Origin of the sequence: Micromonospora sp. CPCC 206060 (assembly GCF_036906895.1) — a bacterium.
GTDB lineage: Bacteria > Actinomycetota > Actinomycetes > Mycobacteriales > Micromonosporaceae > Micromonospora.
The window spans coordinates 38,186-61,074 of record NZ_JBAKHU010000042.1 but is presented as its reverse complement, the minus strand read 5'-3'; the positions used below and the strand labels follow the sequence as shown (position 1 = coordinate 61,074).

Sequence of the window (22,889 nt, the reverse complement as noted above, 5' to 3'; positions counted from 1 at the left end):
CTGCTGTCCGCCCACGAGGAGAACTCAAGGCCATCGGACAGGACTTCGTCCTGACCCTTGACAACTGCGGTCGGCAAGGGCAGCGACCCCGGTTGGTGGACATCGGCAGCCACGGCACATACACCTGGTCCATGGGCTGGAGCGCGCCGAACGCGCACAATGCCGCTGCCACCGTCATGCGCGACATCATCGATTTCACCGCCCCGATGGGCGCCGTGGGCGCCGTGGTCGGCCAAGCTGGTCCTGCGTCCGTATCTCCGGCGGCTGGTCGCGCGCCGGAGCGCCTTCCTCGCAGCGACCCTGGTTGCCCTGGACCAATGACCGGTGGGGAAGCGGTGCTATTACCCGGTGATGACACCCACCCGGACCGGGGGCATCGGGGCAGTGCTGATGACCTACGTTGAGTTCCGTGGCGCCATTCGGTGATGAGGATCAAAGCGCAGCGTGTCAGGACGAGGTGCGACGGCAGCCCCGGGCCGTGGCCCGCCATCTCGTTGTCGGTGCGGCCGTCACCGTCGTCTCTCGACCGGTTACCTGGGTCCTGACATTCGGCTTCGTCGGACCGTCCTTCGGCTTACTGGACTACCTGGTCTGGGATGCCTCCAGGATGACCGGATGGCATAGGCCGGTGATCCAGTTCCAGTGGGCCCTGCCTGTGTGCGCGGTCGTGGTCGCTCTTCTGTTCGCGGTGCGTCTGGCGTGCGGCACGATGGACACGGGGCCGGCGTCCTGACTGGGGCTGGTCTTCCTCGTCGATACGGTGATCGCTCTGGGTAGTCTCGCGGTGGTGCTTGCAGTCTTGGTTGTCGGCCCTGACTGGCAGACCGCGGTGTTGTTGAGTCCAATCCTCGTCGTCCCGGAGGCGTACCTGCTCCGACGCTCCTATGTCGCGTCAAGTGGCTGGGGTGGGGTTTCGAGGCGTCGGTAGATGTCTCGGGCGATGTAGCGTTTGAGGCAGCGTTTGATCTCTCGGTCGGTTTTGCCTTGGGCGCGGCGGCGGTCGGCGTAGGCGCGGGTGCGTTCGTCGCGTTGTAGGCGGGTCAGGACGATGGTGTGCAGGGCGCGGTTGAGCTGGCGGTCTCCTGAGCGGTTGAGGCGGTAGCGGACGGTCTTGCCGGAGGAAGCCGGGATGGGGGCGGCGCCGGCGAGCATGGCGAACGCGGCGTCGTTGCGGCAGCGGCCGGGGTGGGACCAGGCGGTGAGGACGGTGGCGGCGACGATCGGTCCGACGCCGGTCAGCTGCAGCAGGTCCGGGCGCCAGGACCGGACGATCACGCGGATCGCTTTCTCGTGTTCGGCGGCCTCGGCTTCGAGGAAGCGGACGCGTCGAGCGAGGTCCCGTAACACGGTCAGGCAGTTGAACACCTCCACGTCGGCGTTGGTGGTGGGGCGCAGTCGGGTGGCGGTGGTGAGCATGGCTCGGGTGCTCTGGCCGCGGAACCGGGCCCGCACCACCTCGGGTGAGGTGATCACCAAGGCGTGCAGCTGCCGCTGAGCGGTGGCGCTGGCCTCCACCGCGGCGCGTCGGGCGGTCAGCCGTGCCTGTAGTGCGGCCCGTTGGGGGCCGGTCTTGGGCTGGGCCAGCCGGGTGCGGGCCAGAGCGTCGCGGGCGGCGCGTTCGGCGTCGATCGCGTCGGACTTGGCTCCGCCCCGGCGGGCCGGGCGCACCGGCCGGTCCAGCTCGATGACCAGCTCATCGGCGTCGGCCAGGTGCCGGGCCAGGCCGGCGCCGTAGCCGCCGGAGCCTTCGAGGGCCCACGCCCGCAACCCCGAATGCTGCCCGGCCAGAGCCACCAACTCGGCGTAGCCGTCCGGATCGGCGCTCACCGTGGCCCGGGCCAGGACCCCGCCGGTTCGGGTGTCCAGCAGCGCGGCGGTGTGGGTGTCTTTGTGGGTGTCGACGCCGATGACGACCTCGACCAGATCTGCCAGCATGGACATGCGTTCTCTCCTCACGTCGGGACGCGCAGGTCCGGTCCGGTGCGGAGATGGCAGGACTGTGATGAGACACGCCAGCCGCTAACTGGCGGTCAAGCTCCTGATCAGGCCAAACGTCTCCCACCGGGCCGGCGCTGGCAGCAGCAGACGGACAAGTCGGCGCGAAGACACGAAATCAGTCTGAGCTAGGGTCACGTCCGCCGCCGCCAGCCATCAGCCCATCACGTACGAGCCGACCCCGCCAGCCTCACAGTCTGGCCTGGTTGGTCTGGCGGTCCGATACGCCGATTCCCAGCGGCGCTCTTCCCGGATAGCCGGTTCCAGGCGAAAGCGGGGATGTGCACCTCCGCTCTGGCGAGCGCACAGTCACGGCAGGTGGTACGGATCTTGCCGTGCGTCGTACCGAGTGTTATGAATATCGACATTCGCGAAGCACCGGTTGATGGTCGGATCACCCGGGTCGAGCACAGGTCGACGTGAGCGGAGATGGTGTGAACAGCGGTTCCTCCTGGCCCGAACAGCTCGACCTCGACGACCCGCTCCGCCTGGTGGAATGCCCCGCCGGCCCACCCCCGACCGGGCTGCGTCCCCTGCCGCCCGGGGGTGAGCTGCACCCCGACCAGCCCGTCCGCCCCGCGCCCGGGGTGCACTGGGCCGACTGCGACGGTGAACTGGTCGCCCTCGACCTGAACACCGACCGGTTCGTCGCCCTCGGCCCGTACGCCTCGACGGTGGCCACCGCCGCGCTCACCTCGACGGCACCACCGCCGGCCGACCCGCAGGACCGGGCGGTACTGGACAGCCTTGCCGAGCGGGGCCTGCTGGTCTCCGGCAACGGACCTGTCGTCGTACCCGCCACCGCAACCCGGCCCGGCGGGGTCGCCACCTACACCCCGCGACCCCGCGCCGGGCTCACCGAAGCGGCGCACGTCGTCCCGCCCGGACCTGCCCTGCTGGCGACCGCCACCCGGCACCTGCGCGAATGCGACCGGCAGGCCCGCTCCGGTGGACTGCTCGGGCTGACCGTGCGGCTGCGCCGCGACCTGGCGACCGCGCCATCCCGACGCCGACCGTTCGCTGACCCGTACCGCCTGGTGCAGGCGCAGCTCACGGTACGGCGGCTGCTGCCGCAGGCACTCCACCCGATGGCACCGGCCGCCGCTCTCGCCCGGCACGCCTGGCAGGCCGGCCTGCCGGCGGTGTTCGTCATCGGCGTGCAGAAGTTTCCCTTCCACACCCGCGCCTACGTCGAGTGTGACGGCCGGGTCCTCGACGACGCGCAGGAACTGCGGGAGGTGCTCGCTCCCGTCGTGGTGCTCGGCCCGCCCGCCGTACCGATGATGGGGTGCCCGTGACCGACCTTGCCGGGTACGTCGACCTGCACCCCGACCGGCAGCCGGCCCGGCGCCTACGCGACCTCGCCGGTACCGACGGCCCGGGCGTCGTCAGCGGCGACGGCTGGGCGGTCGCGGCGGTGTCCCGCCGGTCTCCGCTGCCCGGCGATGATGCGCCCCTGCCGGTACGTGACGGTCCCACCACCCGTGGTCTGGTGCTCGGCCGGCTGTTCGGAGTCGGCGGACGGCTGTCCCAGCGGCGCACCGCGCCGGTACCGCTGGACTGGCTCGATGCTGACGGCGCCATCGGCCGGCGCACCTGGGGCCGGTACGTGGCCGCCGCCGTACGCCCAGACGGCACGCTGCTGCTGGCCCGCGACCCGATCGGCCTGCTGCCCTGCTTCCACGCCCGCCACTCCGGCGGGCTGGTCTTCGCCACCCGGATGGAACTGCTCACCGACCTGCTCGGGGACCTTCCCGGCGTGGACTTCGACCGGCTCGGCTCGTTCCTCACCCAGGGGCCCTGCCCGACCACCCGTACCGCCTTCCAGGGCGTGTCCCAGCTGCCCCCGGGCACGATCCTGACCCGACGGGGAGCGCAGCAGGGCCTGCGTCCGTTGTGGAGCGCCGCGCGGGTGGCCGTCACCGCAGACGGTGGCCTGCCGTCGGACGAGGAACTGCGGTACACCCTGCGGGCCTGCACCCAGGCATGGATCGCCGACGCACCCCGGGCCACGCTCGACCTTTCCGGCGGCCTGGACTCCTCGGCGGTGTGCTGGGCCGCCCGCCCCGACCGCGACTCACCACAGGGGTTCACCCCACGGTTCGTCCGCTTCGGCACCGGACCGTCGGTCGATGAGCAGCCCCTCGCCGCGCTGGTCGCCGACCGGCTCGGCACCGGCCTGGACGTGATCGAGGCTGACACCCTGCTGCCGCTCACCCCGCCGCACGGGCCGCTGCCCCGCGCCGACGCACCCCAGTTACAGTTCACCGAGGCGCGGCTCAACGAGTTCCTCGCCGGGCAGGCCGGCCAGGAGACCGAGGCGCTCAGCGGCGGCGGCGGCGACCAGGTGTTCCTGATGAAGAACGCCCCCGGCTACCTCGCCGACCACGTCCGGGGGCGCAACCTGCTGCCCGCCCTGGCGCAGGCGTGGCGGGAGAGCCGCCACGGACTGGAGTCGCTGCCGTCGATGCTGACCGGCGCCCGCCGGGAACTGCGCCGCCGGCAGCACCACGAACCGGCCCTCACCGGCGCCGACTTCGACTTTCCGCAACCCGCCTGGCTCCACCTGGACGCCAAGACCCCGGTGGACCTGCCGCCCGACGCCACCACCCTGCCGGCGGCCCGGGCCAACCAGATCCTCGGCATCACCTACTGGGGCGACGCGGTCGACCGGCAGCACCGCAACCCGCACCGGCCCAGCATCTACCCGCTGCTGTCCCAACCGCTGGTGGAGATCGCCCTGCGGGCTCCCGTGCGCCGGTTGCTCGACCACACCGGGGACCGGCTGCCGTTGCGCCGGGCCATGCGCGGCCGGCTGCCCGCCGAGGCCGCCGACGCGCCGATCAAGGGCTCCTACGCGGGCATGTACCAGCGGGCCCTGCGGCACAACGTGGCGGTGGCCCGGGAGCTGATCACCGACGGGCGGTGCGCCGCGCAGGGCCTGATCGACCCGACCCGTGCCCTGGACGACCTGCGGGCCACCGCCCGTGGCCTCGTCCGGGGTCCGAACTGGCCGCTGTACAGCCTGCTCGCGGTGGAGCTGTGGTGCCGGGCCTGGCAGGCGCCGGCCACGCCGGCCACCGGATGGTCCCCGCTCGCGGTGGCCGAGGGGGAGGAGACCCGATGACGGTACGGTTGCTCGTGCTCGGCGGCACGGCCTTCGTGGGCCGGGCGGTGGCCGAGGAGGCCCAGCGGCGCGGCTGGGCGGTGACCACCTTCAGCCGTGGTCACAGCGGGAAGCCACCGGCCGGCGTGGAGGGCCTGTACGGCGACCGTACCGACCCCGACGACCTGCGGCAGCTCGCCGGCCGCCGGTTCGACCTGGTCGTCGACACCTGGCGTGACGACCCGGCGGCGGTACAGGCCAGCACCGCCCTGCTGGCCGACACGGTGGACCGCTACCTGTACGTGTCGAGCCTGTCGGTTTACCGCTGGCCAGCAGAGCCGGGCTTCGACGAGGACGCTCCCCGGGTGACGTACCGGCCGCCGACCGGCGACGACCCGTTCGACGCGTACGCCATGGCCAAGACCGGGGGTGAACAGGCGGTCCGGGAGGCGTTCGGCGACCGGGCGCTGCTGGCCCGTACCGGGGTGATCCTCGGCCCCTACGAGTACGTCGGCCGGCTGCCCTGGTGGCTGCTGCGCATCGCCCGCGGCGGCACCGTGCTCGCCCCCGGCCCCGCCAGCGCATCCCTGCAGTACATCGACTGCCGGGACCTGGCCGACTGGCTGCTCACCGCCGGACTGCGGGGACTGCACGGGCCGTACAACGTACTCTCCGAACCGGGCCACACCACCATGGCCGGGCTGCTCGACGCCTGCCGGACGGTGACCGGCAGCACCGCAGAGCTGGTGTGGGTACCCGAGGATTTTCTGCTCGACCAGGGGGTGCGGGCCTGGAGCGAGCTACCGATCTGGTTGCCGGCCACCGACCGGCTGGCCGCCACCTACCAGGTGGGGGTGTCCCGGGTCGCCGGCACCGGGCTGCGCTGCCGGGACGTGCACGACACGGTCGCGGACACCTGGCGGTGGCTGGGCAGCCTCGACGAGGCGGGCCTGGCCAGGGAGGCCGGCCAGCACAAGCCGTGGTTCACCGCCGAACGGGAGGCCGCCGTGCTGGCCGCCTGGCGGCAGGCCAACCTGGGTACGGCCACCGCCGATCTCACCGCCGTGGACTGACCGCCCCTGCCAGACCGCGACCGAGCGAGATTCCGGCCCGAGATTCGACCCGGTGGTGCGCAGGTGGGCTCGGGCGGAACCGCCGCTGAGCCGCCGGTCAACCGCCGGTCAACTACCTGGATCCATGGCCGGACGACGGTCATTCTTGGCAGGAAGTCAAACGGGGAATGGAGAAACAGATGCGCAACACGCTACGCCGGATTGCCGTGGGCGGTGCCGCGATGATGGCCGTCACCGCATTGACGGCCACGCCTGCGTCCGCAGCGTCAACCGGCTGCAAGATTCCGCAGGGCGACTATCTGACCACGTGCTGGACCGGTAACCTGTCCGCCACGTCCACCCACAAGATGCAGGTGCAGGCCCTGGCAGGTTGGCTCCAGGACACCACGTGCCGGATGTTCGACGCGGCCAACGGAGTGCAGGTCGGCAGCGTCACCGCAGGGGCACCGGGGACCTCGAACTCCACGACGATCTCGGGGCTCTACGGCACGTACTACGTCCGGTGCTCCGTCTTCGACACCTACGGCTCGACCGGCGCCGGCGGCTACCTCCGTCACGGGTGATCGGGTAGAGGTCGCCTTCTGCTCGGCCTGGGCCTGCTGGTGCGTGTCTACACCGCACCAGCAGGCCCAGCGCCTTCACCCGTACGGTCAACAGCGTTGGCGAGTTCCGCAGCGTACACGCGCATCAGGTCGTGGAACGTGTACCGGCCGGAGGCGTGCTCCACGAGCAGATGCGACCTCGTCAACTCGGCCAGCCACCGGCGTGCGCGTTCCAGCGGTGCGCCGACGAGGCGGGCCGCCGCCGACACCGTGATGTCCGGCCCGGCGTGCCGACCCAGCAGTCGGAACAACCGCGCGGTGTCGACGTCCAGCATGCGGTAGGACCGGGAGAATGCCGTCCGTACGTCGACGGCGGGATCCATGTCGGAACACACGTCGAGGGCTCCTGCCCCATTGGCGAGCTGGCCGGCCAGCACGTGGAGCGGGAGGTCGGGGCGAGTGGCCGCCCGGGCGGCGACGACCGCCAGCGCCAGCGGCAGCCGGGCGCACCGATCGATGATCTGGCCGACCGCGCGTGGCTCCCCGGCAACCCGTTCCTGGCCGAGGCGACGGGCCAGCAGGTGTCGCGCATCCCCCGTGGAGGGCACGTCGAGCGTGATCGGATGGGCGCCTTCCGCGGCGACGAGGCTGGCGAGCTCGTTGCGGCTGGTCACGACCGCGACACAGCCGGCCGATGCCGGTAGTAGCGGTCGCACCTGCTCCGCGTGGGCTGCGTTGTCCAGTACCACGAGCACCCGGCGGCCGGAGAGCATGCTGCGGTAGAGGCCCACCTGTGCCTCCACCGTCGTCGGGATCCGGTCTGCGGACACTCCCAACGCGTCGAGGAGAGTACGGATCCCTGCGGTCGACGCCGCCATCGATCCGCCTGGGTCGAAACCGCGCAGGTTGAGATACAACCGCCCGTCCGGGAAATCAGCGGCGACCCGGTGGGCCCAGTGCACGACCAGTGCGGTCTTGCCCACGCCGGCCATGCCCCACACTGCCGAGATGAGAACCTTGACGGGTTGGCGTCTGCTGGTCGCCAGTAGCTGATCGAGGCGTTCCAGCTCCCGATCGCGGCCGACGAACGCGGGGATGTCCATCGGTAGCGTGGCCGGCGCGGCACCGGTTGGTGCGAGACCGCTGGCTGCGGGTGTACCCGCCCCAGGCGGCATGAGTGTCCGTGCCCCGGGCTGACTGCCGTCGGCGCCGACCAGGGCCATGGCGGACTCGCAGAAGCGTTCACGGGCGGCACCCGACAGCCCGAATGCGTCGGCGAGCGACCGTACGGTGCCCTGTCGCGGCCGGACGATGCGACGCCGTTCGATGTCGCGAATGCTCCGTACGCCGACGCCAGCCCGCGCGGCCAGCTCCTCCTGGGTGAAGCCCAGTCGTCGTCGATGAGAACTCACCAGCTGGCCGAACATCCTGCCTCCCCCGAAGCGGCGGGCCGGAGTTCCGGCAGCAGTACTGATCGGCAGCGGCTCTCAACCCCCTCGGTCCACCCGAAGGGGTTACCGCCAATGGGTCCCCGTACCCGCCCGGTCACGGTACCGAATGTTCGGCGATCTCAGTGCCCCTCCAGGCGGCGGCCCCTGAGCGCTCGGCAGCCGTGGCACTCGCGTGCCCTGCCTGATCACCACAGCGGGTACGTGTTCTCCCGCTCCTCCGGCGGTGGCGGCGGGGTCGACGGGGTACCGGCACCGTCGACGACCCCACCCGCCGGGGCTGGCGGCGGCGCGGTGTCGTCGCTGTCCCGCCGGCTCCGCCGCGACAGGGCCAGCACCGCACCGGTGACGACCCGGATCAGTGTGCGCACAGCTTCTCCCAGATGGTCTCGGCGACCTGGCGGTAGCCGTGGTCGGTCATGTGCACCCGGTCGTAGAACGACCAGCCGGTGAACTGGCGGGCCGGTAGTTCGAGGAAGTCCACCCCGAGGTGTTTGCACCCCTCGGCCAACTGCCCGGCGTACCCGTCCCAGTTGGCGGCGACGTGGTTGCGGGCGGTCAGCCACGGCCCCTGCCGCTCCTGGTGCAGGCTCAGCAGCTCCCGTTCCGGTTCGGTCGGCTCCCGCAGCACCGGATCGGCGAAGGGCTGGAGGCAGAACAGCACCCGCGCGTCGTCGCGTACCGCGTTGGCCAGGATGCGCAGGTCGCGGAGCTGGCGGTCCCGGGCGGCGGCCATCCGGGCGGCCAGGTCGTCGTGGTCGACCGCGCTGGGCAGCACCTGCCCGGCGGCGTGCGCGGCCCGGTCGTCCACCCCGGCCGGCCCGGCCCCGTCGACCGCGGCGGTCAGGTCGACGATCGGCGTCCGCCCGAGGGTGGCCAGCGCCCCCTCGAAGAACAGCGGCCCGTACAGCTCGTTGTAGCCCAGCGACTGCAACGAGGCGAACACGTTGTTGATGCCGGAGGCCACCACCACGGTGGACGCCTGCGCCAGGAACGGTACCGCCGCGATCAACTCCTGCAACGAGTTGCCCGCGTAGATGCCCAGGTTGAGCTGCGGCATCCCGGACAGGTGGGCCAGCTGCGACGGCAGGGTCGTCGCGTCGCTGCTGGCGCCGACCCCGAACACGAACGATCCGCCCAGCACCAGCCCACCGCCGCCGAGTTCCTGCCAGCGGGCGGTGTCGACCGTCCCGGCGGGGGAGTCCGACAGCCGGAAGCCGACCGCGTCGGTGTGGAACACCGGGTTGTCGATCCCCGGCCGGCTGAGGAACGTCACGTACGGCCGCAGGAACAGTTCGTTCGCGTCGTACTGCGCGAACTGCGGGACCAGGCGGTAGCGGCGGTCCCGGTGCGACTTCTCAAGATCTCGAAATGACACAGTTCTCCATCACCAGTGCGTCGAGTTCACTGCGGTCGAAGGTGGACAGCGCCTCCTGCGGGGTCGCCACGATCGGTTCACCACGCAGGTTGAACGAGGTGTTGAGTACGCAGCCCAGACCGGTGCGGTCCTGGAACCGGTCGATCACCGCGTGGAACAGCGGATTCGATGTGGCGGTGACCGTCTGCACCCGGCCGGTACCGAAGTGGTTGACCGCCGGTGCGGTGGCCCCGAACTGCTCGGCCAGCGGCATCACCATCAGCATGAACCGGGTCGGCCACTGCTCGGTGCCGCCACCGTCGACGTACTCCGGTGCCCGGTCGGCCAGCATCGCCGGGGCGAACGGGCGGAATGGCTCCCGGAACTTCACCTTCTTGTTGATCAGATCCTTCACGCCGGGCCCGCGCGGGTCGGCCAGGATGCTGCGGTTGCCCAGCGCCCGGGGGCCCCACTCGAACCGGTCCTGGAACCAGCCGACCACCGCCCCGTCGGCGAGCAGGCCGGCCACCAGCTGCGACAGTTCCGCCGGATCGTCGTGGCGGGTGTGCGCGATCCCGGCCCGTTCCAGGGTGTCGACCACCTGACCGGGCGTGGATCGGGCACCCCAGTAGGCGTGCTCCATCACCCAGGTACGCGGCCGGCCGAGCAGCACATGGTGGGCGTACAGGGCGGCACCGAGCGCCCCACCGGAGTCGCCGGGGGCCGGTGGGATGTACAGCTCCTCCACCCCGGCACGTCGCAGCACCTGGTAGTTGGCCACCCCGTTGAGCGCCACCCCGCCGGCCAGGCACAGCCGGCGCTGCCCGGTCACCGCCACCGCCCGGCGGGCCATCGCCACCACCGCGTCCTCGGTGAACTGCTGGAGGCTGGCGGCGATGTCGGCGTACCGGCGGGCCAGCTCACCGGCCGAACCGGCGGCGGTCGGGTCGAGTTCCACCCCCGGTCGGCAGGGCGGCACCCCGAGCAGGTCGGCCAGTCGGGGATGGAACCCGTGCCGGGTCGAGCGGTGGTAGCGGAAGTAGCGCATGTCCAGCCACAGGCTGCCGTCGTCGTAGCAGCGGGCCACCCGGTCGATCTCGGCCCGGTAGCGGGGGCTGCCGTACGCGGCCAGCCCCATCACCTTGTACTCGCCCTCGTTGACCTGGAAGCCGAGGAACTCGGTGAACGCCGAGTACAGCATGCCCAGCGAGTGTGGGAAGTGCAGGGTCTCCCGCAACTGGAGCCGGTTGGTGCCGCCGCCGTGCCAGTCGGCGTACCCCGCACCGACACTGGTGGTGGCCCACTCGCCGACCCCGTCGATGGTCAGCGTCGCCGCCGACTCGAACGGGGAGGCGAAGAACGACGACGCCGCGTGCGACAGGTGGTGCTCGACGAAGAGCACCTGGTGCGGTCGCACCCCGACGGTGGCGCAGATCAGGTCGCGGACCGCCTGCCGCTGGCCGCCGTGGGCCAGGAACCGGCGGAACGGCCCGTACGTCGACGGCGCCCCGGCGAGGATCGTGGTGATCGCCCGTTCGGCCTTGATCCGTGGTTTCTCGTAGAACACGACGTGGTCCACGTCGCCCGGGTGCACCCCGGCGGACTCCAGGCAGAACCGCACCGCGTTGACCGGGAACCGGCTGTCGTGCTTGTACCGGCTGAACCGTTCCTCCTCCGCCGCCGCCACGAGCTGGCCGTCGACGAGCAGCGCGGCGGCCGAGTCGTGGAAGAAGGCCGAGACACCAAGGATGATCATTTTTCGGGCCTCCGGTGGGGCGGGGGAGGGGGAGCGGAGCCGGAATACGGAATCAGTCGAGCCGGCGGGCCCGGTCCAGGTCGGCCGGCTGGTCCGGCACCGGCCGCCAGTTGCTGTCCCGGGGCGGCCGGCGTACCCCGAGCGGGTCGCCGAACAGCCGCACGGCCAGCCCGACCGGTACCAGCAGCGCATAGGCCACCAGCGTCAGTCCGCGCCGCAGAGGCACCATGGTCGCCATCCTAAGTCGATCACCGCCGGGTCGGAATGCCGAACTCTATTGTCGCTGGTCAATTGTGTGTCCGTGATCGTCGACCGTCACCTCGTGCATCCACGGCCGCGCCCCGAACTGGTTGTAGGTGGCCACCCGGTAGCCGTGCACCCGCCGGTGGATGCCGTACACACCCTTGAGGAAGAACAGCATCGGCGCCGGCACCAGCTCGGCCATCAGCGCCTGGTAACGGTGGTACAGCCGGACCCGCTCGGCCCGGTCCAGCGTCGCGGTCGCCGCCGCCAGCAGCGAGTCCACCTCGGCCTCGGCGAAACCGAAGCAGTTCAGGTCGGCCGCCGAGGAGAACAGTTCCGACTGGTCCGGCTCCTGACCCCAGGTGTAGGCCAGCATGAACACCCCGAAGTCCCGCCGTTGCAGCACCTTGCCCATCAGCTCGGCGAAGTCCAGCAGGGTCAGCTCCACGTCCACGCCCAGCCGCCGCCAACCGTCGGCCAGCGCGTGTGCGGTGTCCACCCACACCTTCGTGTTGGTGCCGGCGACCACCTCGATCCGCAGCGGCTCACCGTCGCGTTCCCGTACCCCGTCCGGCCCGATCCGCCAGCCCGCCTCGTCCAGCAGCGCTGCCGCGCGCTGCGGGTCGTACGGGTAGGTCGGGGCGACCTGCGGGTCGTGTGCCCACGACGTCGGCGGGACGACCGAGTCGGCGATGCTGGCCTGACCCAGGTACGCCTCCTTGACCAGGGTCTCCCGGTCCAGCCCGAGCAGCAGCGCCCGCCGTACCCGCACGTCGGCGAAGATCCGCCCCGCCGGGGTGTCCGGGTCGAGCTGGTAGGCGTAGAAGTTGCCGGTCGGCAGGTCGATGATCTCGGTGCGCAGGTGCGCCACCTCGGCCAGCTCGGCCAGCCGCGACGGGTCGATCAGCCCGACGTCCACCGTGCCGGCCCGCAGCGCCTCGGCCACGGCCAGCCCGTTGGGGAAGATCCGGTACCCGAACCCGTCCAGTCGGCTCGGCCCCCGGTGGTAGTGCGGGTTACGGGCGAAGCGGATCTCCTCACCCGGGGTGCGGGCGGCGACCGTGAACACCCCGTTGACCACCGTGGGCAGCGCGTTGAACTCCGCCGAGGCCAGCGCCCCCGCGTCCAGGTCACCGAGTACGTGCACCGGCAGGATCCCGTGCTGGCCGTGCGCCACCAGGAACGGCGCGTGTTCGGTGCGGGTCCGGAACACCACCGTGCGCGCGTCGGGGGCGGTCACCTCCGCCAGGTGCCGGGTCAGCTCACCCCGGTGCGGGCAGCCCAGCTCCTCGTACGCCGGGTCGGTCATCAGCCCGTAGGTGAACACCACGTCGGCGGCGGTCAACGGGTGTCCGTCGGACCAGCGCAACCCGTCGCGCAGGGTGAACCGGTAGGTGCAGCCGTCGCCGTCCACCACTGGCACCGACTCGGCCAGCGCGGGCAGCAGTTCCCCGGCACCGTCGGAGGTCAGCAGGCCCTCGAAGCACAACCCCGAGACCAGGGCGCTGAACGTGTCCTGCACCAGGACCGGGTTGAGGGTGGCGACGTCCTCGGCCCAGCCCTCCACCAGCACCTGTCCGGTACCGGCCGGCGTGGTCGACGCCGCTCGCTCGTCGCTCATCGTTCCTCCGTGGTTCAGAAGCTGGCGAGCAGCCAGGCGTGGACATCGGGGACACGGTGGGCCAGCACCGCCAGGTGACCGTCTGAGGCCGACAGGGCCACGTGGTCGGCCTTGACGGTGTCGGCCAACCACCGGCCGTGCTCCACCGGCACCATCGCGTCGCGTAGGCCGTGCCACACCCCGACCGGCTGCCCGACCGTGGACAGCGCGAACCCCCACGGGCGGGCCAGCGCCAGATCGTCGTCGACCCAGCCGTCCACCCCCGAGCGCAGACCGTCGCGGATCCCGTCGACCAGGGCGCCACCGAACCCGGCCCGGGCCACCTGCGCGTCGGACGGGTCGAGGAAGTCGTCGAGCCCGGCGATCAGCTCCGCCCGGTCCACGGTGGCCATCGCGGTCGCCGTCGGCTCCAGCATCGGCCGCAGTACCTGCTCACCCTGGCCGGCCGCGGTCAGCTCGGCGACGTTGTCCTCCCGCATCCCGTCGGTCGCCACCAGGTCCGGGGCGTCGACCGGGCCGAGGCCACCGAGTACGGCCACCGCCGTCACCCGGTCACCGAGCCCGGCCGCGCAGGCCAGCGCGTGCGGCCCACCCCCGGACACCCCCCAGGTGGCGAACCGGTCGATGCCGAGGGCGTCGGCCACCGCCGTGCAGTCGCCGACGGTGTCGACCACCGACCGTCCCGGCTGCCGGGTCGACCCGGCGTACCCGGGCCGGGCGAAGCCCACCAGCCGGATGCCCCGGGACCGGGCGTCGGCCACCCAGGCCGGCCACAGCAGCGGGGCACCCGGGGTGCCGTGCTGCACCAGGACCGCCCGGCCGGCCGGGTCGCCGTCCTCCACGACCCGCAGGTGCCGGCCGTCGGTGTCGACAGTGTGCTCGCGCATGGGTTCCTTTCCAGGGTGGACGGGCTCTGGCCGGAGCCACCGCTCAAGATCCGTACGTGTTAATGTGTACTTTTCTGGCATAGCGGGAGGATGGTGGCGTGACGCACACCCGACCGGCGGACCCCGACCCGACCACGGCGAGTGGACCGACCACGCAGCGCTTCCCGGCCGAGGCGGTCCGCGCGACCTACGACACCGTGGCCGAGCCGTACGCCGACCAGTTCGCCGACGAACTGGACCGCAAGCCCTTCGACCGCGCCCTCGTCGACGGCTTCGCCGCCCTGGTCCGGGCCGGCGGCGACCCGGCGCCGGTGGCCGACCTGGGCTGCGGTCCCGCCCACACCACCCGCTACCTGGCCGATCTCGGACTGCCCGTGGTCGGGGTGGACCTGTCCCCGCAGATGGTCCGCACCGCCCGCCGCCGGTACCCCGGACTCGACATCCGCGAGGGCTCGATTCTCGACCTCGACGCCCCGTCGGGCAGCTTCGCCGGGGTGTTGGCGCTGTACTCGGTCATCCACCTGCCCCGCCCGGTCCTGCCCACCGCGCTGCGCGAGTTCCACCGGGTCCTGCGCCCCGGCGGCACCCTGCTGCTGTCGTTCCACGTCGGCACCGGCACGCTGCACCAGGACACCTGGTTCGACCGCCCGGTGTCCATCGACGGGCACCTGTTCGACCCGGACGATGTCGCCGCCGCCCTGGCCGACGTCGGCCTCGGCGTGCAGGCACAGGTCCGCCGCCGCCCCTGGCCGGACATCGAGGTACCCACCGAACGCGCCTACCTGCTCGCCCGGCGCCCGGCGCCCTGAGGTCGACATCGGTGCTCCCGTCGTCCGGCCCGGCACTCAGCCGAGCGGAATGGACTGCTCGAACCGGAACACGTTCTCCGGGTCGTACTGCGACTTGATCCGCTTCAGCCGGGCGAAGTTCTCCCCGTAGTACGCGGTACCCCAGTCGGCGAGATCCGGGTCCGGGAAGTTCGGGTACACCCGGTTACTGCCCCACGGGTGCACCACGCCCCACGACTGCGACACCCACCGGTACGCGGCCTCCTTCTGCGCCTGCGACGCCTCCGGCGCCACCATCACCGCGTGCTTCAGGCTGAACGAGGTGTCCCGGTGTACGAAAGCGGTGGCGTGCCGGTCGGTGCGGGCGTAGCCCCCGCCCCACGGCGCCAGCTCCAGCCCGCGCACCTCACCGGCGGTCCGCCCGGCGATGAAGATCTCCGCCAACCGGTCGACCGCCTCGTCCGGGATCGGCCCGTCGAAGAACTCGCCCTTGGTGAACCGGCAACCCTGCCGCTCGATGTGCCCCTGCGGGGTCTCGATCACCTGGTTGTTCACCGCGCTGAGCAGACCCGCCTGGTACAGGCCGGTCTCCCGGTAGTCCATCTCCCGGCAGTTCACCGAGGCCGGCTCCCGGCCGCACCGCTCCACCAGCTCACCGATCAGTTTCATCGCGTCGGACTCGGTACCCACCATGGCCCCGAACACCTCGGCCACCGCCGGGTCGTTGATGTCGTCCATCGCGGTGAAGCCGAGCCCGGCGGTCATCTCCTCCGGTACCTCCACCGACCACCGCTGCCACGCCTTGAGCAGCTCGGCCGCATCCTGGAAGTCCCACACCACGTAGAAGTTCGTCATCCGGGGCGCCGGCCGGGCCTCGAACGTCAGCGAGGTCACCACCCCGAAGTTGCCCGCCCCGGCGCCGCGCAGCGCCCAGAACAGGTCCGGGTGCCGCTCGGCGTCGGCCGTGACGACCTGCCCGTCGGCCAGCACCACCTCGGCGGCGGCCACATGGTCCAGGGTCAGCCCGTACAGCCGGCCCAGCACCCCGATCCCACCGCCCAGCGTCGTACCGCCGATACCCACCGACGGGCACGACCCGCCCGGCACGACCAGGCCGTGCTCGATCAGCTCGTTGGTCAACGCGCCGATGCGGGCACCGGCACCCACCACCGCCCGGGAGCCGTCCACCTGGACCTGCGCCATCGGCGTGACGTTGATGACCATGCCCCGGCTGGAGGAGTACCCGGCGAAGCAGTGACCGCCGCTGCGCAGCGCGAACTCGATGCCGTGCCGGCGGGCGAAGGACAACGCCTCCACCACGTCCTGCGGGTCGGCGGCCATCACCACCGCCTGCGGCAGGATCTCGTCGAACCGGGCGATGAACGGTTTGCGGGTCCACTCGTAGTCGGGATCGCTGTCCAGCAGCAGGTGCCCCTGAAGCGATCCGCGCAGGGCGGACCAGTCGATGGCGGCCATGGAATGCTCCTCGTGTCTGTGCTAGTCGATCCGGTGCATCCGTACCGGCGCGGGCCGGCAGGTGGTGTACAGCCGGATGTCGGGATCGTCGGTGCGGCTGAAGAAGTCGAAGGTCAGGTCCCGGCTGCGGCCGGTGTCCGGGTAGCCGAGCAGGAAGGCCGGATCGGACAACGCCTTCGTCGACAGCAGAAGATCGGCCACGTCGAACCCGTCGGTCGGGTCCACCATGGTCGACGGCACCGCGACGAAGCCCAGCCGGGCCTTGAAGGCGAACAACCCGGGCATCACCAGATGCCCGTACAGGTTCGGGTCGTTGCCGAGCGTCACCTGCGCGTACCCGGCCTCCCGGGCGGCCCGCACCGCCTCCAGGTACAGCACCCGCGACAGGCTGGCGTCGCGCTGCTCCCCGCTGACCGCGGAGAACCGCAACCGGGCCACCGGCACCTGCGGACACCACTGCCCGACCGCGGCCCCCCGCAGGGCACCGGCGTCGTCGTAGCCGCCCAGCAGGAAGTAGTCGGCCAGCTGCGGGACGATGGCCTCCCAGTGCCGCCCGGCCACCGCCAGCCCGTTGCGCATCCGCGCCACCGCCGGCTCGTACAGGTCCAGGAACGCCCGCCAGCCGGCCTCGTCCAGCGGCGCCTGCCGCCACGTCAACCCGGCCCGCTGCACCGCCCGGCGGGCCTTGGCCACCCCCTCACGTTCCTTGCGGGAGATCCGGGACAGGAAGTCCCGCTCGTCGTCGCCGGTCTCCGCCAGCCAGGTCACCCGGTCCGGTTTGACCACGAAACCCGCCGCGACGAGCCGCCCCCACAGCGCCGGATCCGGCCGGTCGACCCGGACCAGGTCGGCGCGGTCACCCCACACCGACCAGTCCGTGTCCAGCGCCTCACCGACGTCCACGGTCGCGATCCGCAGACCCACCAGTTCGTCGATCCTCACCCGAGGCCCCTCCCCGCCATCGGACACCACACGCGACCGGACCCCACCCGGTCACTCGCCGTACAACTGCCGCAGTCGCTCACTGAGCCGGCGTTCCTCCTCGGCGTCGGCGTCGAAGTGCGGCTCGGTGAACAGGCTCACGTCCTGGGCGTCACCCAGCGCGGTCAGCAGACTCGCCCGCAGCAGCGCCGGATCGCACGGCGGCAGCATCCCCATCGACGGCAGGTCCGGACCGCACGCGACCACCAGCGCATCCGTGGCGGCCAGCAGCACCACCACGAACACCGGGGCCTTGCCGCTGCCGGTCTCCAACTCCTCCCGCAGCGCCGGCGGCAGGAAACCGGTCACCTCGACCAGTTCCACCGCCGCACCCAGTTCCGCGCAGCAGTCGGTGACCTCCCGCCGCACGGTTGTCGATTCGGGCACCACCAGCGGCGCGGCGGTACCCAGATCGATCAGCCCACCGAAGACCGGATGCGCCGCACCGGCCCGCCAGACATCGACCGCCTCAGGCGAGTCGACCAGATAGACGGTGACGCTCAATGACATCCCCCAGTACTGCAGCTACCGCACCCACCGTCGTCGGTACCGCACATCGAACCGGCCTTCAGCTCCGCGAAGCCCTCCCGCGCGAACAGCAGACCCTGGCCCGCATTGCGGTGCCCCAACGCCACCATCAGCAACCGGTCGATCCCGATCGCCCCACCGGACATCGGCGGCATACCCGCCTCCGCACTGGTCATCAACGCCTCGTTCGTCGCCACGTGCGACATCCCCGCCGCCACCCGGTGACTACGCCGCGCGTTGTACTGCGTCCGCAGCTCGGCACCGTCGACCAGGTTGTCGTAGACGTTGGCCAGCTCCAGCCCGCCCGGCAGGTACAGCTCGGCGCGCAGCGCGTAGCGCGGGTCGGCCGGATCCAACCGGGCCTGCACCGCCAGCTCCGCCGGGAAGTGCGTGATCCACAACGGCTGTCGGAGCTTCGGCAGCACATGCCCGTCGAAGAGCCCTTCCAGCCACGCCCGCCGCCAACCGGTCAACCCCTCGGGCACCTGCACGTCGTACCCGGCCGCCTGGATCGCCGAGGCCAGCCCGGCCGCCGTCGCGTGCTCCGGCGCCGACAGGTCCAGCCCGCTGATCGAGGCGACCACCTCGGCGTACCGCATCCGGGCGAACGGCCGCTGCGGGTGCAGCTCCATCCCGTTCCACTGCAACCGTCCGGTGGCGAACCGGGACAGCGCCGCCCGGACCAGACCGTCGGCCACCTCGATCGACCCGTCGAGGGTCATCAGCCGCCGGTAGTACTCCACCGACTGGAACTCCACCAGGTGCGTGTCGTCCGGCTCGTCGGCGCGTACGTTCGTCGACACCTCGAACACCGCCGGCAACCCGGCCGTCAGGTACCGCTTGAGGTACTCCTCCGGATCGGTACGCAGGTGGAACCGCCGGCCCAGCACCGGCTCGGTCTGCGCCTGGTTGACGTGCCCCATGTCCCCGTTGACCGTGAGCATCGGCGTGCTCACCTCCAGGTAGCCCTGCCCGGACAGGGACTCCCGCAGCATCGACACCAGCGCCGACCGGGTCCGCACCGCCTGCAGCAGCGCCGGCTCCCGCACCATCGTCAGCTCCGGGGCGATCCGGCTGATCGGCGGTCGTACCGACTGCTTGATCACGGTGCTGTCGGTGGCCCGCACCACCCCGACCAGGGCGTCCCAGGTGCCCTGCACGCCCACCCAGGAGTACGCGGCCACGTCGACCCCGGCGACCTGCACGGTGTCCGTGGCGTCGGCCAGCTGGATCAGGCCCGGCCCGACCGGCAGCGCCCGACCCAGCACCGCCACCGGCCGGCCGTGCGCGACCTCCCCGGCAGCCAGCTCCGCCACCGTGGTGGTCGCCTCGAACCCGTCCGTCGACCCGGTGGTGGCCACCGGCGTGGCGCTGATCAGGTCGGCCAGCTGCGGCGGCACCACGCTGCTCGGGCCGAGCAGCGCCGGGGTGTTCGCCCCAGCCAGCGACACCGGCTCGCTCTCGCACAGGCAGCCCTGCTCGTAGCGGCGCTGCACCAGGTAGTCGGTGGTGTGCAGCAGCTCCCACAGGGAGCCGTCGTCGATGTGCCGGGCCGGCTTCGGTAGCTGGTTCTCCAGGATCGCGATCCGCGGCGACAGGTAGCCCCGGGAGGTCACCACCGCCTTGCAGGTCGCCACGGTGCAGCTGGTCGGGCTGAGCAGCGGGGTGGCCCGCTGCGCCTGCTCCGGCGTCGGGTCGTAGGTCGGGTCACCCAGCGTCCGGCCGTTGTGCTGGATGATCTCCACGATCCGGGACAGGTCGTGCCGCTCGGCGAACGGCACGATCGTGTCGACGACCTCGTCGGCGTTGCGGCCCTCGACGACCACCTCGATACCGAGGCGCTCCCGGGGGTACTTCTCCAGCAGCTGCGCCATGCCGAAGGGCACCCGCACCCCGTCGTAGTCGGTCCACCGGTACTTGTCGGCGTTGATGCCCATCATCGTGCCGACCAGGTCCGGCTGCGTGCTCCACATCTTCACGTACATCGACAGCGGGTAGCCGGCGAGCCGCTCCACGGCCTCCTCCGGCTCGCAGTCCCAGTACTTCCGGCTGGTGGCCGCGTCGGAGAAGATCAGCCCGTTGGTGAAGACGATCGCCTCCAGCCCGGCGTCGCGGCAGGTGTCCAGGAACTGCCACCAGCCCCGGTCGATGGTGGGTTCACCCTCACCCGGCACGTACACGTACCCGGCACCCAGTGCCGCCGCCTCCCGCAGCAGCCGGTCCCGCTGCTCGACGGTGCTCTCGCCGCGCTTACGCCGCCGGTCGGTGAAACAGATCGGACAGTCGGCGTTACACGCCCCGGTCATCATCATGACCAGGAACGCCAGACTCTCCCCACGCGTCTTCTCCACCAGGTCGGACAGCTCGTCCCGGGACGCCCCGAGCAGGAAGTCCCGGGTCTCCTCCCACTCCGGCTTGCCCTCCATGAACGCCATCGTCCACAGGTCGTACCCGTTGAGGTGGTCGGCCGCGAGGTTCGCTGCGGTCGCCTGCCGCCAGCGCTCGTAGGGCACCTGCTGCACGGCGAAGCGTGCATCCACGCTGCTGCAACTCATTGGTCGCCTCCCGATGAGGATCCTTGAAGCCCGACGCCCGCGAACGCGGGATGCACCGGCAGCGAGTCGACCTGCCAGGTGCGCACGAGATCGGCGAAGTACGCCAGTTTGCGGAGCGAGACCCGACGGGCCAGCGACTCCAGACCGTCACGCAACGCCCGGTCCAGGACGAACAACACCCCCCAGCAGGGCCGCAGCCGCGCCCCGCGCATCAACTTGGCCTGATGCGACCCACCGCCGTACTCGATGTGCCGGAACCCGCCCGAGATCGCGTACGAGATCAGCCGCGGGTACGCCAGCGGCAGGTAGTCGGCACGGGCCTCCCGGCTGCCGAAGAACTTCGCGTACAGCGTGTCCGTCCGGCGCAGTACCACCGCCGCGCTGCGCGCCGGCCGGCCCGGCTCCGCCACCGACAGCAGCGTGCGCGGCAGCACGTACCCGTCGGTGACCTCCCGCAGCAGCGTCGCCGGCGCCGGCGACGCTGCATCGAAGCGGGTCACCTGGTGGTGCAGCAGGTCGGCGACGTCCCGCTGGGCCGGTGAGCGCCCCGGCTCCTCCCGCACCTCCCAGACCAGCCGGCGATCGTCCGGCACGTTGCGACCCCGCCGCAGCGACCGGCGCGACGAACCCAGCCACCGCCAGTAGTCGGCCAGGCCGTCCCAGGTCACGTCCAGCAGGGCGTCGGCGCCCATCAGCACCCGCACCCCACCGGCGGCGGTCAGCGCCGCCATCCACGGGTCGTCGTCGGAGTCGAACAGGTAGTGGCTGACCACCATCGACGCGCCCACCCCGGCCGCGTGCTCCCGCATCCGGGCCACCAGCTCCGCCAGGTCGCCCCGGCCGGCGTCCCCGGCCAGCGCGCCCCCTCGGTAGCCGTACGGGCTCATCGTCAGCAGCACCCGGGCTGCGGCGGTGCGTTCCCGTAGCGTCGCCGCCAACCCGGCGTCCCCGCCGAGGAACTGCTCCTCCCGGACCCCGGTGAGCAGCTCCACCGGGTCGTGGAAGTAGTGCGGGCCGGTGCTGCGGTCCAGCAGCCACACCGGTACCGCCGCCCGTCCGGCGGTCAGCAGCCGGGTACGCGGCAGCCAGCCGGCGGCGGCGTACCACTGCGGCCACTGGAAGGGCGAACGGCTGCCGGACAGGTCCGCCCAGCAGTCCAGGTCCGCGGTCGCTGCGGTCACGGTGCCGCCCCGAGCTGACCGAGCAGGCTCTCCCCGGGCAGCGTCGGGTCCGCGGCCAACCCGAGCAGCTCCAGCACGGTGGGGGTGACGTCCATGATGGACGCGGTGGTCGGCGCACCCGGTGCCTGCCCCGGTACCCGCAACGCGAACATCCCGTTGCGGGAGTGGTTGGCCTCGTCGACCCCGGTGTCGTTGGTCTTCACCCAGTTCTGCCCGAAGCCCACGCTGCCGATCGCCCGCCACTTCTCCGCACCGAAGAAGGCCAGCAGGTCCGGTGGGATACCCCGTACCCGCCGGTACAGCTCGCCCGGGGTGTACACCTGGTTGTGCAGCACCCCCGGCTCACCGAGGTCGGTGCGCGACAGCAGGGCCCGCACCTGCTCGGTGAGCGCCGACACCTGGTCGCGGGGCACGATGCCCTGCGGCTCCCGGTCGGCGACGTTGAAGAAGATCCGCGCGTAGTAGCCGCCCTCGCCCCACACCCGGGTGCGCGACCAGTCGATCATGTCCCGGGACAGCGGCATCGGCCCTGGCGGCTCGCTGTGCAGGGTCAGCAGCCCCGCCGCACGCAGGATCTCGTTGACGCACACCCCGCCGTGCATCGCCGTCGCGCCGTGGTCGGAGGCGACCAGCACGGCCGTGTCCGGTCCCACCGCCTCGATCAGTTCGGCCACCCGCTCGTCCAGGAACCGGTAGTAGTCGCTGATCGCGGTGCGGTACGGCGAGTCCGGCTGGTGCCCGGGATGCAGCGGATCGTGGTAGCGCCAGAAACAGTGGTGCATCCGGTCCGGGCCGATCTCGTGGATCATGGCCAGATCCCAGTCGCGGGTGGTCACCAGGTGCCGCATCAGCGTGAACCGCCGCTCCGTCATCCGGTACGCGGTGGCCAGCACGTCGTCCAGGCCGGCCGAGCGGAACTCCGGCACGTCGAACAGGTACTCGCCGACGACGTTCGCCACCTCGTCGGCGAACTCCGGCGGATGGGTGAACGTCCCACCGCCGGCCACCGGCCCCTCGAACCCGCACACCAGCACCCCGTCGACGGCCGGCGGCGGTGACGTCTGCGGCACCCCCACCACCACGCTCGGCCGCCCGGCCCGGGTCAACCGGTCCCACAGCCGGGGGAACCGCACCCCCTCCGAGGTGGCCATGACCAGGTCGTCGTAGCCGTAGCTGCGCCGGTTGCGGAAGCCGTACACGCCCAGCTCGCCCGGGTCCCGGCCGGTCAGCATGCTGGTCCAGGCGGGCACGGTGATCGGCGGCAGGGTGCTACGCAGGACCCCGCCCACACCGTCGCGGGCCACCGCCGCCACCGTCGGCATGAGGGCATCCATGGGAGGCTGGAGCACGTC

At 71.8% G+C, this 22,889-nt stretch carries 20 protein-coding genes; 6 read left to right on the top strand and 14 right to left on the bottom strand.

The features are described from left to right. The first annotated feature begins 409 nt into the window (after positions 1-409). Positions 410-733, top strand: coding sequence for a hypothetical protein (locus V6U90_RS22955; protein ID WP_334440258.1), 324 nt, complete (start codon positions 410-412; stop codon positions 731-733). A 149-nt stretch (positions 734-882) separates the two neighbouring features. Here V6U90_RS22955 and V6U90_RS22950 read toward each other — a convergent pair whose 3' ends face one another. After that, positions 883-1,941 (bottom strand): IS110 family transposase, encoded by a 1,059-nt coding sequence (locus V6U90_RS22950; RefSeq protein ID WP_334440255.1) that lies wholly within the window; start codon positions 1,939-1,941, stop codon positions 883-885. Positions 1,942-2,429: 488 nt separating this feature from the next. Here V6U90_RS22950 and V6U90_RS22945 point away from each other — a divergent pair, with 488 nt between their 5' ends. The 4 genes from V6U90_RS22945 to V6U90_RS22930 all read left to right on the top strand — a co-directional run bounded on the left by V6U90_RS22945 (position 2,430) and on the right by V6U90_RS22930 (position 6,737). After that, complete coding sequence (locus tag V6U90_RS22945; protein WP_334440252.1) at positions 2,430-3,293, top strand: lasso peptide biosynthesis protein; 864 nt, start codon at positions 2,430-2,432, stop codon at positions 3,291-3,293. Then, positions 3,290-5,122 (top strand): asparagine synthase-related protein, encoded by a 1,833-nt coding sequence (locus tag V6U90_RS22940; RefSeq protein ID WP_334440249.1) that lies wholly within the window; start codon positions 3,290-3,292, stop codon positions 5,120-5,122. The genes V6U90_RS22945 and V6U90_RS22940 overlap by 4 nt, the downstream gene beginning before the upstream one ends. Beyond that, positions 5,119-6,174: an NAD-dependent epimerase/dehydratase family protein gene (locus V6U90_RS22935; protein ID WP_334440246.1), complete on the top strand. Its 1,056-nt coding sequence runs from the start codon at positions 5,119-5,121 to the stop codon at positions 6,172-6,174. Before V6U90_RS22940 ends, V6U90_RS22935 begins: the two co-directional genes overlap by 4 nt. A gap of 179 nt (positions 6,175-6,353) precedes the next feature. After that, a complete protein-coding gene (locus V6U90_RS22930) occupies positions 6,354-6,737 on the top strand; it encodes a hypothetical protein (RefSeq protein WP_334440244.1) in 384 nt (127 codons plus the stop codon). Positions 6,738-6,784: 47 nt separating this feature from the next. Here V6U90_RS22930 and V6U90_RS22925 read toward each other — a convergent pair whose 3' ends face one another. From V6U90_RS22925 to V6U90_RS22895, 7 genes are all read right to left on the bottom strand, one after another. Beyond that, on the bottom strand, positions 6,785-8,143 hold the full coding sequence (locus tag V6U90_RS22925; RefSeq protein WP_334440241.1) for a helix-turn-helix domain-containing protein: 1,359 nt from the start codon (positions 8,141-8,143) through the stop codon (positions 6,785-6,787). Positions 8,144-8,352: 209 nt separating this feature from the next. Next, positions 8,353-8,535 carry a hypothetical protein gene (locus tag V6U90_RS22920; protein WP_334440238.1) on the bottom strand — a complete coding sequence of 61 codons (183 nt, stop codon included), beginning with the start codon at positions 8,533-8,535 and terminating at the stop codon, positions 8,353-8,355. Then, entirely contained in the window at positions 8,523-9,542 is a 1,020-nt protein-coding gene (locus V6U90_RS22915) for a hypothetical protein (protein WP_334440235.1), read from the bottom strand. Before V6U90_RS22915 ends, V6U90_RS22920 begins: the two co-directional genes overlap by 13 nt. Beyond that, a complete protein-coding gene (locus V6U90_RS22910; protein WP_334440233.1) occupies positions 9,523-11,277 on the bottom strand; it encodes a carbamoyltransferase family protein in 1,755 nt (584 codons plus the stop codon). The genes V6U90_RS22915 and V6U90_RS22910 overlap by 20 nt, the downstream gene beginning before the upstream one ends. A gap of 52 nt (positions 11,278-11,329) precedes the next feature. Further along, positions 11,330-11,506: a hypothetical protein gene (locus tag V6U90_RS22905; RefSeq protein WP_208816037.1), complete on the bottom strand. Its 177-nt coding sequence runs from the start codon at positions 11,504-11,506 to the stop codon at positions 11,330-11,332. Between the two features lie 45 nt (positions 11,507-11,551). After that, positions 11,552-13,141: a peptide ABC transporter substrate-binding protein gene (locus tag V6U90_RS22900; RefSeq protein ID WP_334440231.1), complete on the bottom strand. Its 1,590-nt coding sequence runs from the start codon at positions 13,139-13,141 to the stop codon at positions 11,552-11,554. Between the two features lie 14 nt (positions 13,142-13,155). Further along, positions 13,156-14,028 carry an alpha/beta hydrolase gene (locus V6U90_RS22895; RefSeq protein WP_334440229.1) on the bottom strand — a complete coding sequence of 291 codons (873 nt, stop codon included), beginning with the start codon at positions 14,026-14,028 and terminating at the stop codon, positions 13,156-13,158. 98 nt (positions 14,029-14,126) lie between these two features. On the opposite strand from V6U90_RS22895, the gene V6U90_RS22890 reads away from it, so the two are divergent. Then, positions 14,127-14,837 carry a class I SAM-dependent methyltransferase gene (locus V6U90_RS22890; RefSeq protein WP_334440226.1) on the top strand — a complete coding sequence of 237 codons (711 nt, stop codon included), beginning with the start codon at positions 14,127-14,129 and terminating at the stop codon, positions 14,835-14,837. A 36-nt stretch (positions 14,838-14,873) separates the two neighbouring features. On the opposite strand, the gene V6U90_RS22885 is transcribed toward V6U90_RS22890, so the two are convergent. The 6 genes from V6U90_RS22885 to V6U90_RS22860 are packed head-to-tail and all read right to left on the bottom strand — an operon-like array spanning position 14,874 to position 22,886. After that, on the bottom strand, positions 14,874-16,292 hold the full coding sequence (locus tag V6U90_RS22885; protein ID WP_334440223.1) for an FAD-binding oxidoreductase: 1,419 nt from the start codon (positions 16,290-16,292) through the stop codon (positions 14,874-14,876). A gap of 21 nt (positions 16,293-16,313) precedes the next feature. Continuing rightward, positions 16,314-17,234, bottom strand: a complete 921-nt coding sequence (locus V6U90_RS22880; protein ID WP_334440220.1) for a hypothetical protein — start codon at positions 17,232-17,234, stop codon at positions 16,314-16,316. 51 nt (positions 17,235-17,285) lie between these two features. Continuing rightward, on the bottom strand, positions 17,286-17,783 hold the full coding sequence (locus V6U90_RS22875) for a hypothetical protein (RefSeq protein ID WP_334440217.1): 498 nt from the start codon (positions 17,781-17,783) through the stop codon (positions 17,286-17,288). Next, entirely contained in the window at positions 17,774-20,341 is a 2,568-nt protein-coding gene (locus V6U90_RS22870; RefSeq protein WP_334440214.1) for an amino acid--tRNA ligase-related protein, read from the bottom strand. The genes V6U90_RS22875 and V6U90_RS22870 overlap by 10 nt, the downstream gene beginning before the upstream one ends. Positions 20,342-20,352: 11 nt before the next feature. Continuing rightward, on the bottom strand, positions 20,353-21,537 hold the full coding sequence (locus tag V6U90_RS22865) for a hypothetical protein (protein WP_334440211.1): 1,185 nt from the start codon (positions 21,535-21,537) through the stop codon (positions 20,353-20,355). Next, positions 21,534-22,886: an alkaline phosphatase family protein gene (locus tag V6U90_RS22860; RefSeq protein ID WP_334440209.1), complete on the bottom strand. Its 1,353-nt coding sequence runs from the start codon at positions 22,884-22,886 to the stop codon at positions 21,534-21,536. Before V6U90_RS22860 ends, V6U90_RS22865 begins: the two co-directional genes overlap by 4 nt. Between the last annotated feature and the right edge of the window lie 3 nt (positions 22,887-22,889).

What these genes read in the sequence shown, in the direction of transcription:
- V6U90_RS22930 (WP_334440244.1), top strand. Translation starts at nt 6,354, where the DNA reads ATGCGCAACACGCTACGCCGGATTGCCGTGGGCGGTGCCGCGATGATG.
- V6U90_RS22935 (WP_334440246.1), top strand. Translation starts at nt 5,119, where the DNA reads ATGACGGTACGGTTGCTCGTGCTCGGCGGCACGGCCTTCGTGGGCCGG.
- V6U90_RS22895 (WP_334440229.1), bottom strand. Translation starts at nt 14,028, where the DNA reads ATGCGCGAGCACACTGTCGACACCGACGGCCGGCACCTGCGGGTCGTG.
- V6U90_RS22905 (WP_208816037.1), bottom strand. Translation starts at nt 11,506, where the DNA reads ATGGTGCCTCTGCGGCGCGGACTGACGCTGGTGGCCTATGCGCTGCTG.
- V6U90_RS22910 (WP_334440233.1), bottom strand. Translation starts at nt 11,277, where the DNA reads ATGATCATCCTTGGTGTCTCGGCCTTCTTCCACGACTCGGCCGCCGCG.
- V6U90_RS22885 (WP_334440223.1), bottom strand. Translation starts at nt 16,292, where the DNA reads ATGGCCGCCATCGACTGGTCCGCCCTGCGCGGATCGCTTCAGGGGCAC.
- V6U90_RS22950 (WP_334440255.1), bottom strand. Translation starts at nt 1,941, where the DNA reads ATGTCCATGCTGGCAGATCTGGTCGAGGTCGTCATCGGCGTCGACACC.
- V6U90_RS22875 (WP_334440217.1), bottom strand. Translation starts at nt 17,783, where the DNA reads ATGTCATTGAGCGTCACCGTCTATCTGGTCGACTCGCCTGAGGCGGTC.
- V6U90_RS22900 (WP_334440231.1), bottom strand. Translation starts at nt 13,141, where the DNA reads ATGAGCGACGAGCGAGCGGCGTCGACCACGCCGGCCGGTACCGGACAG.
- V6U90_RS22925 (WP_334440241.1), bottom strand. Translation starts at nt 8,143, where the DNA reads ATGTTCGGCCAGCTGGTGAGTTCTCATCGACGACGACTGGGCTTCACC.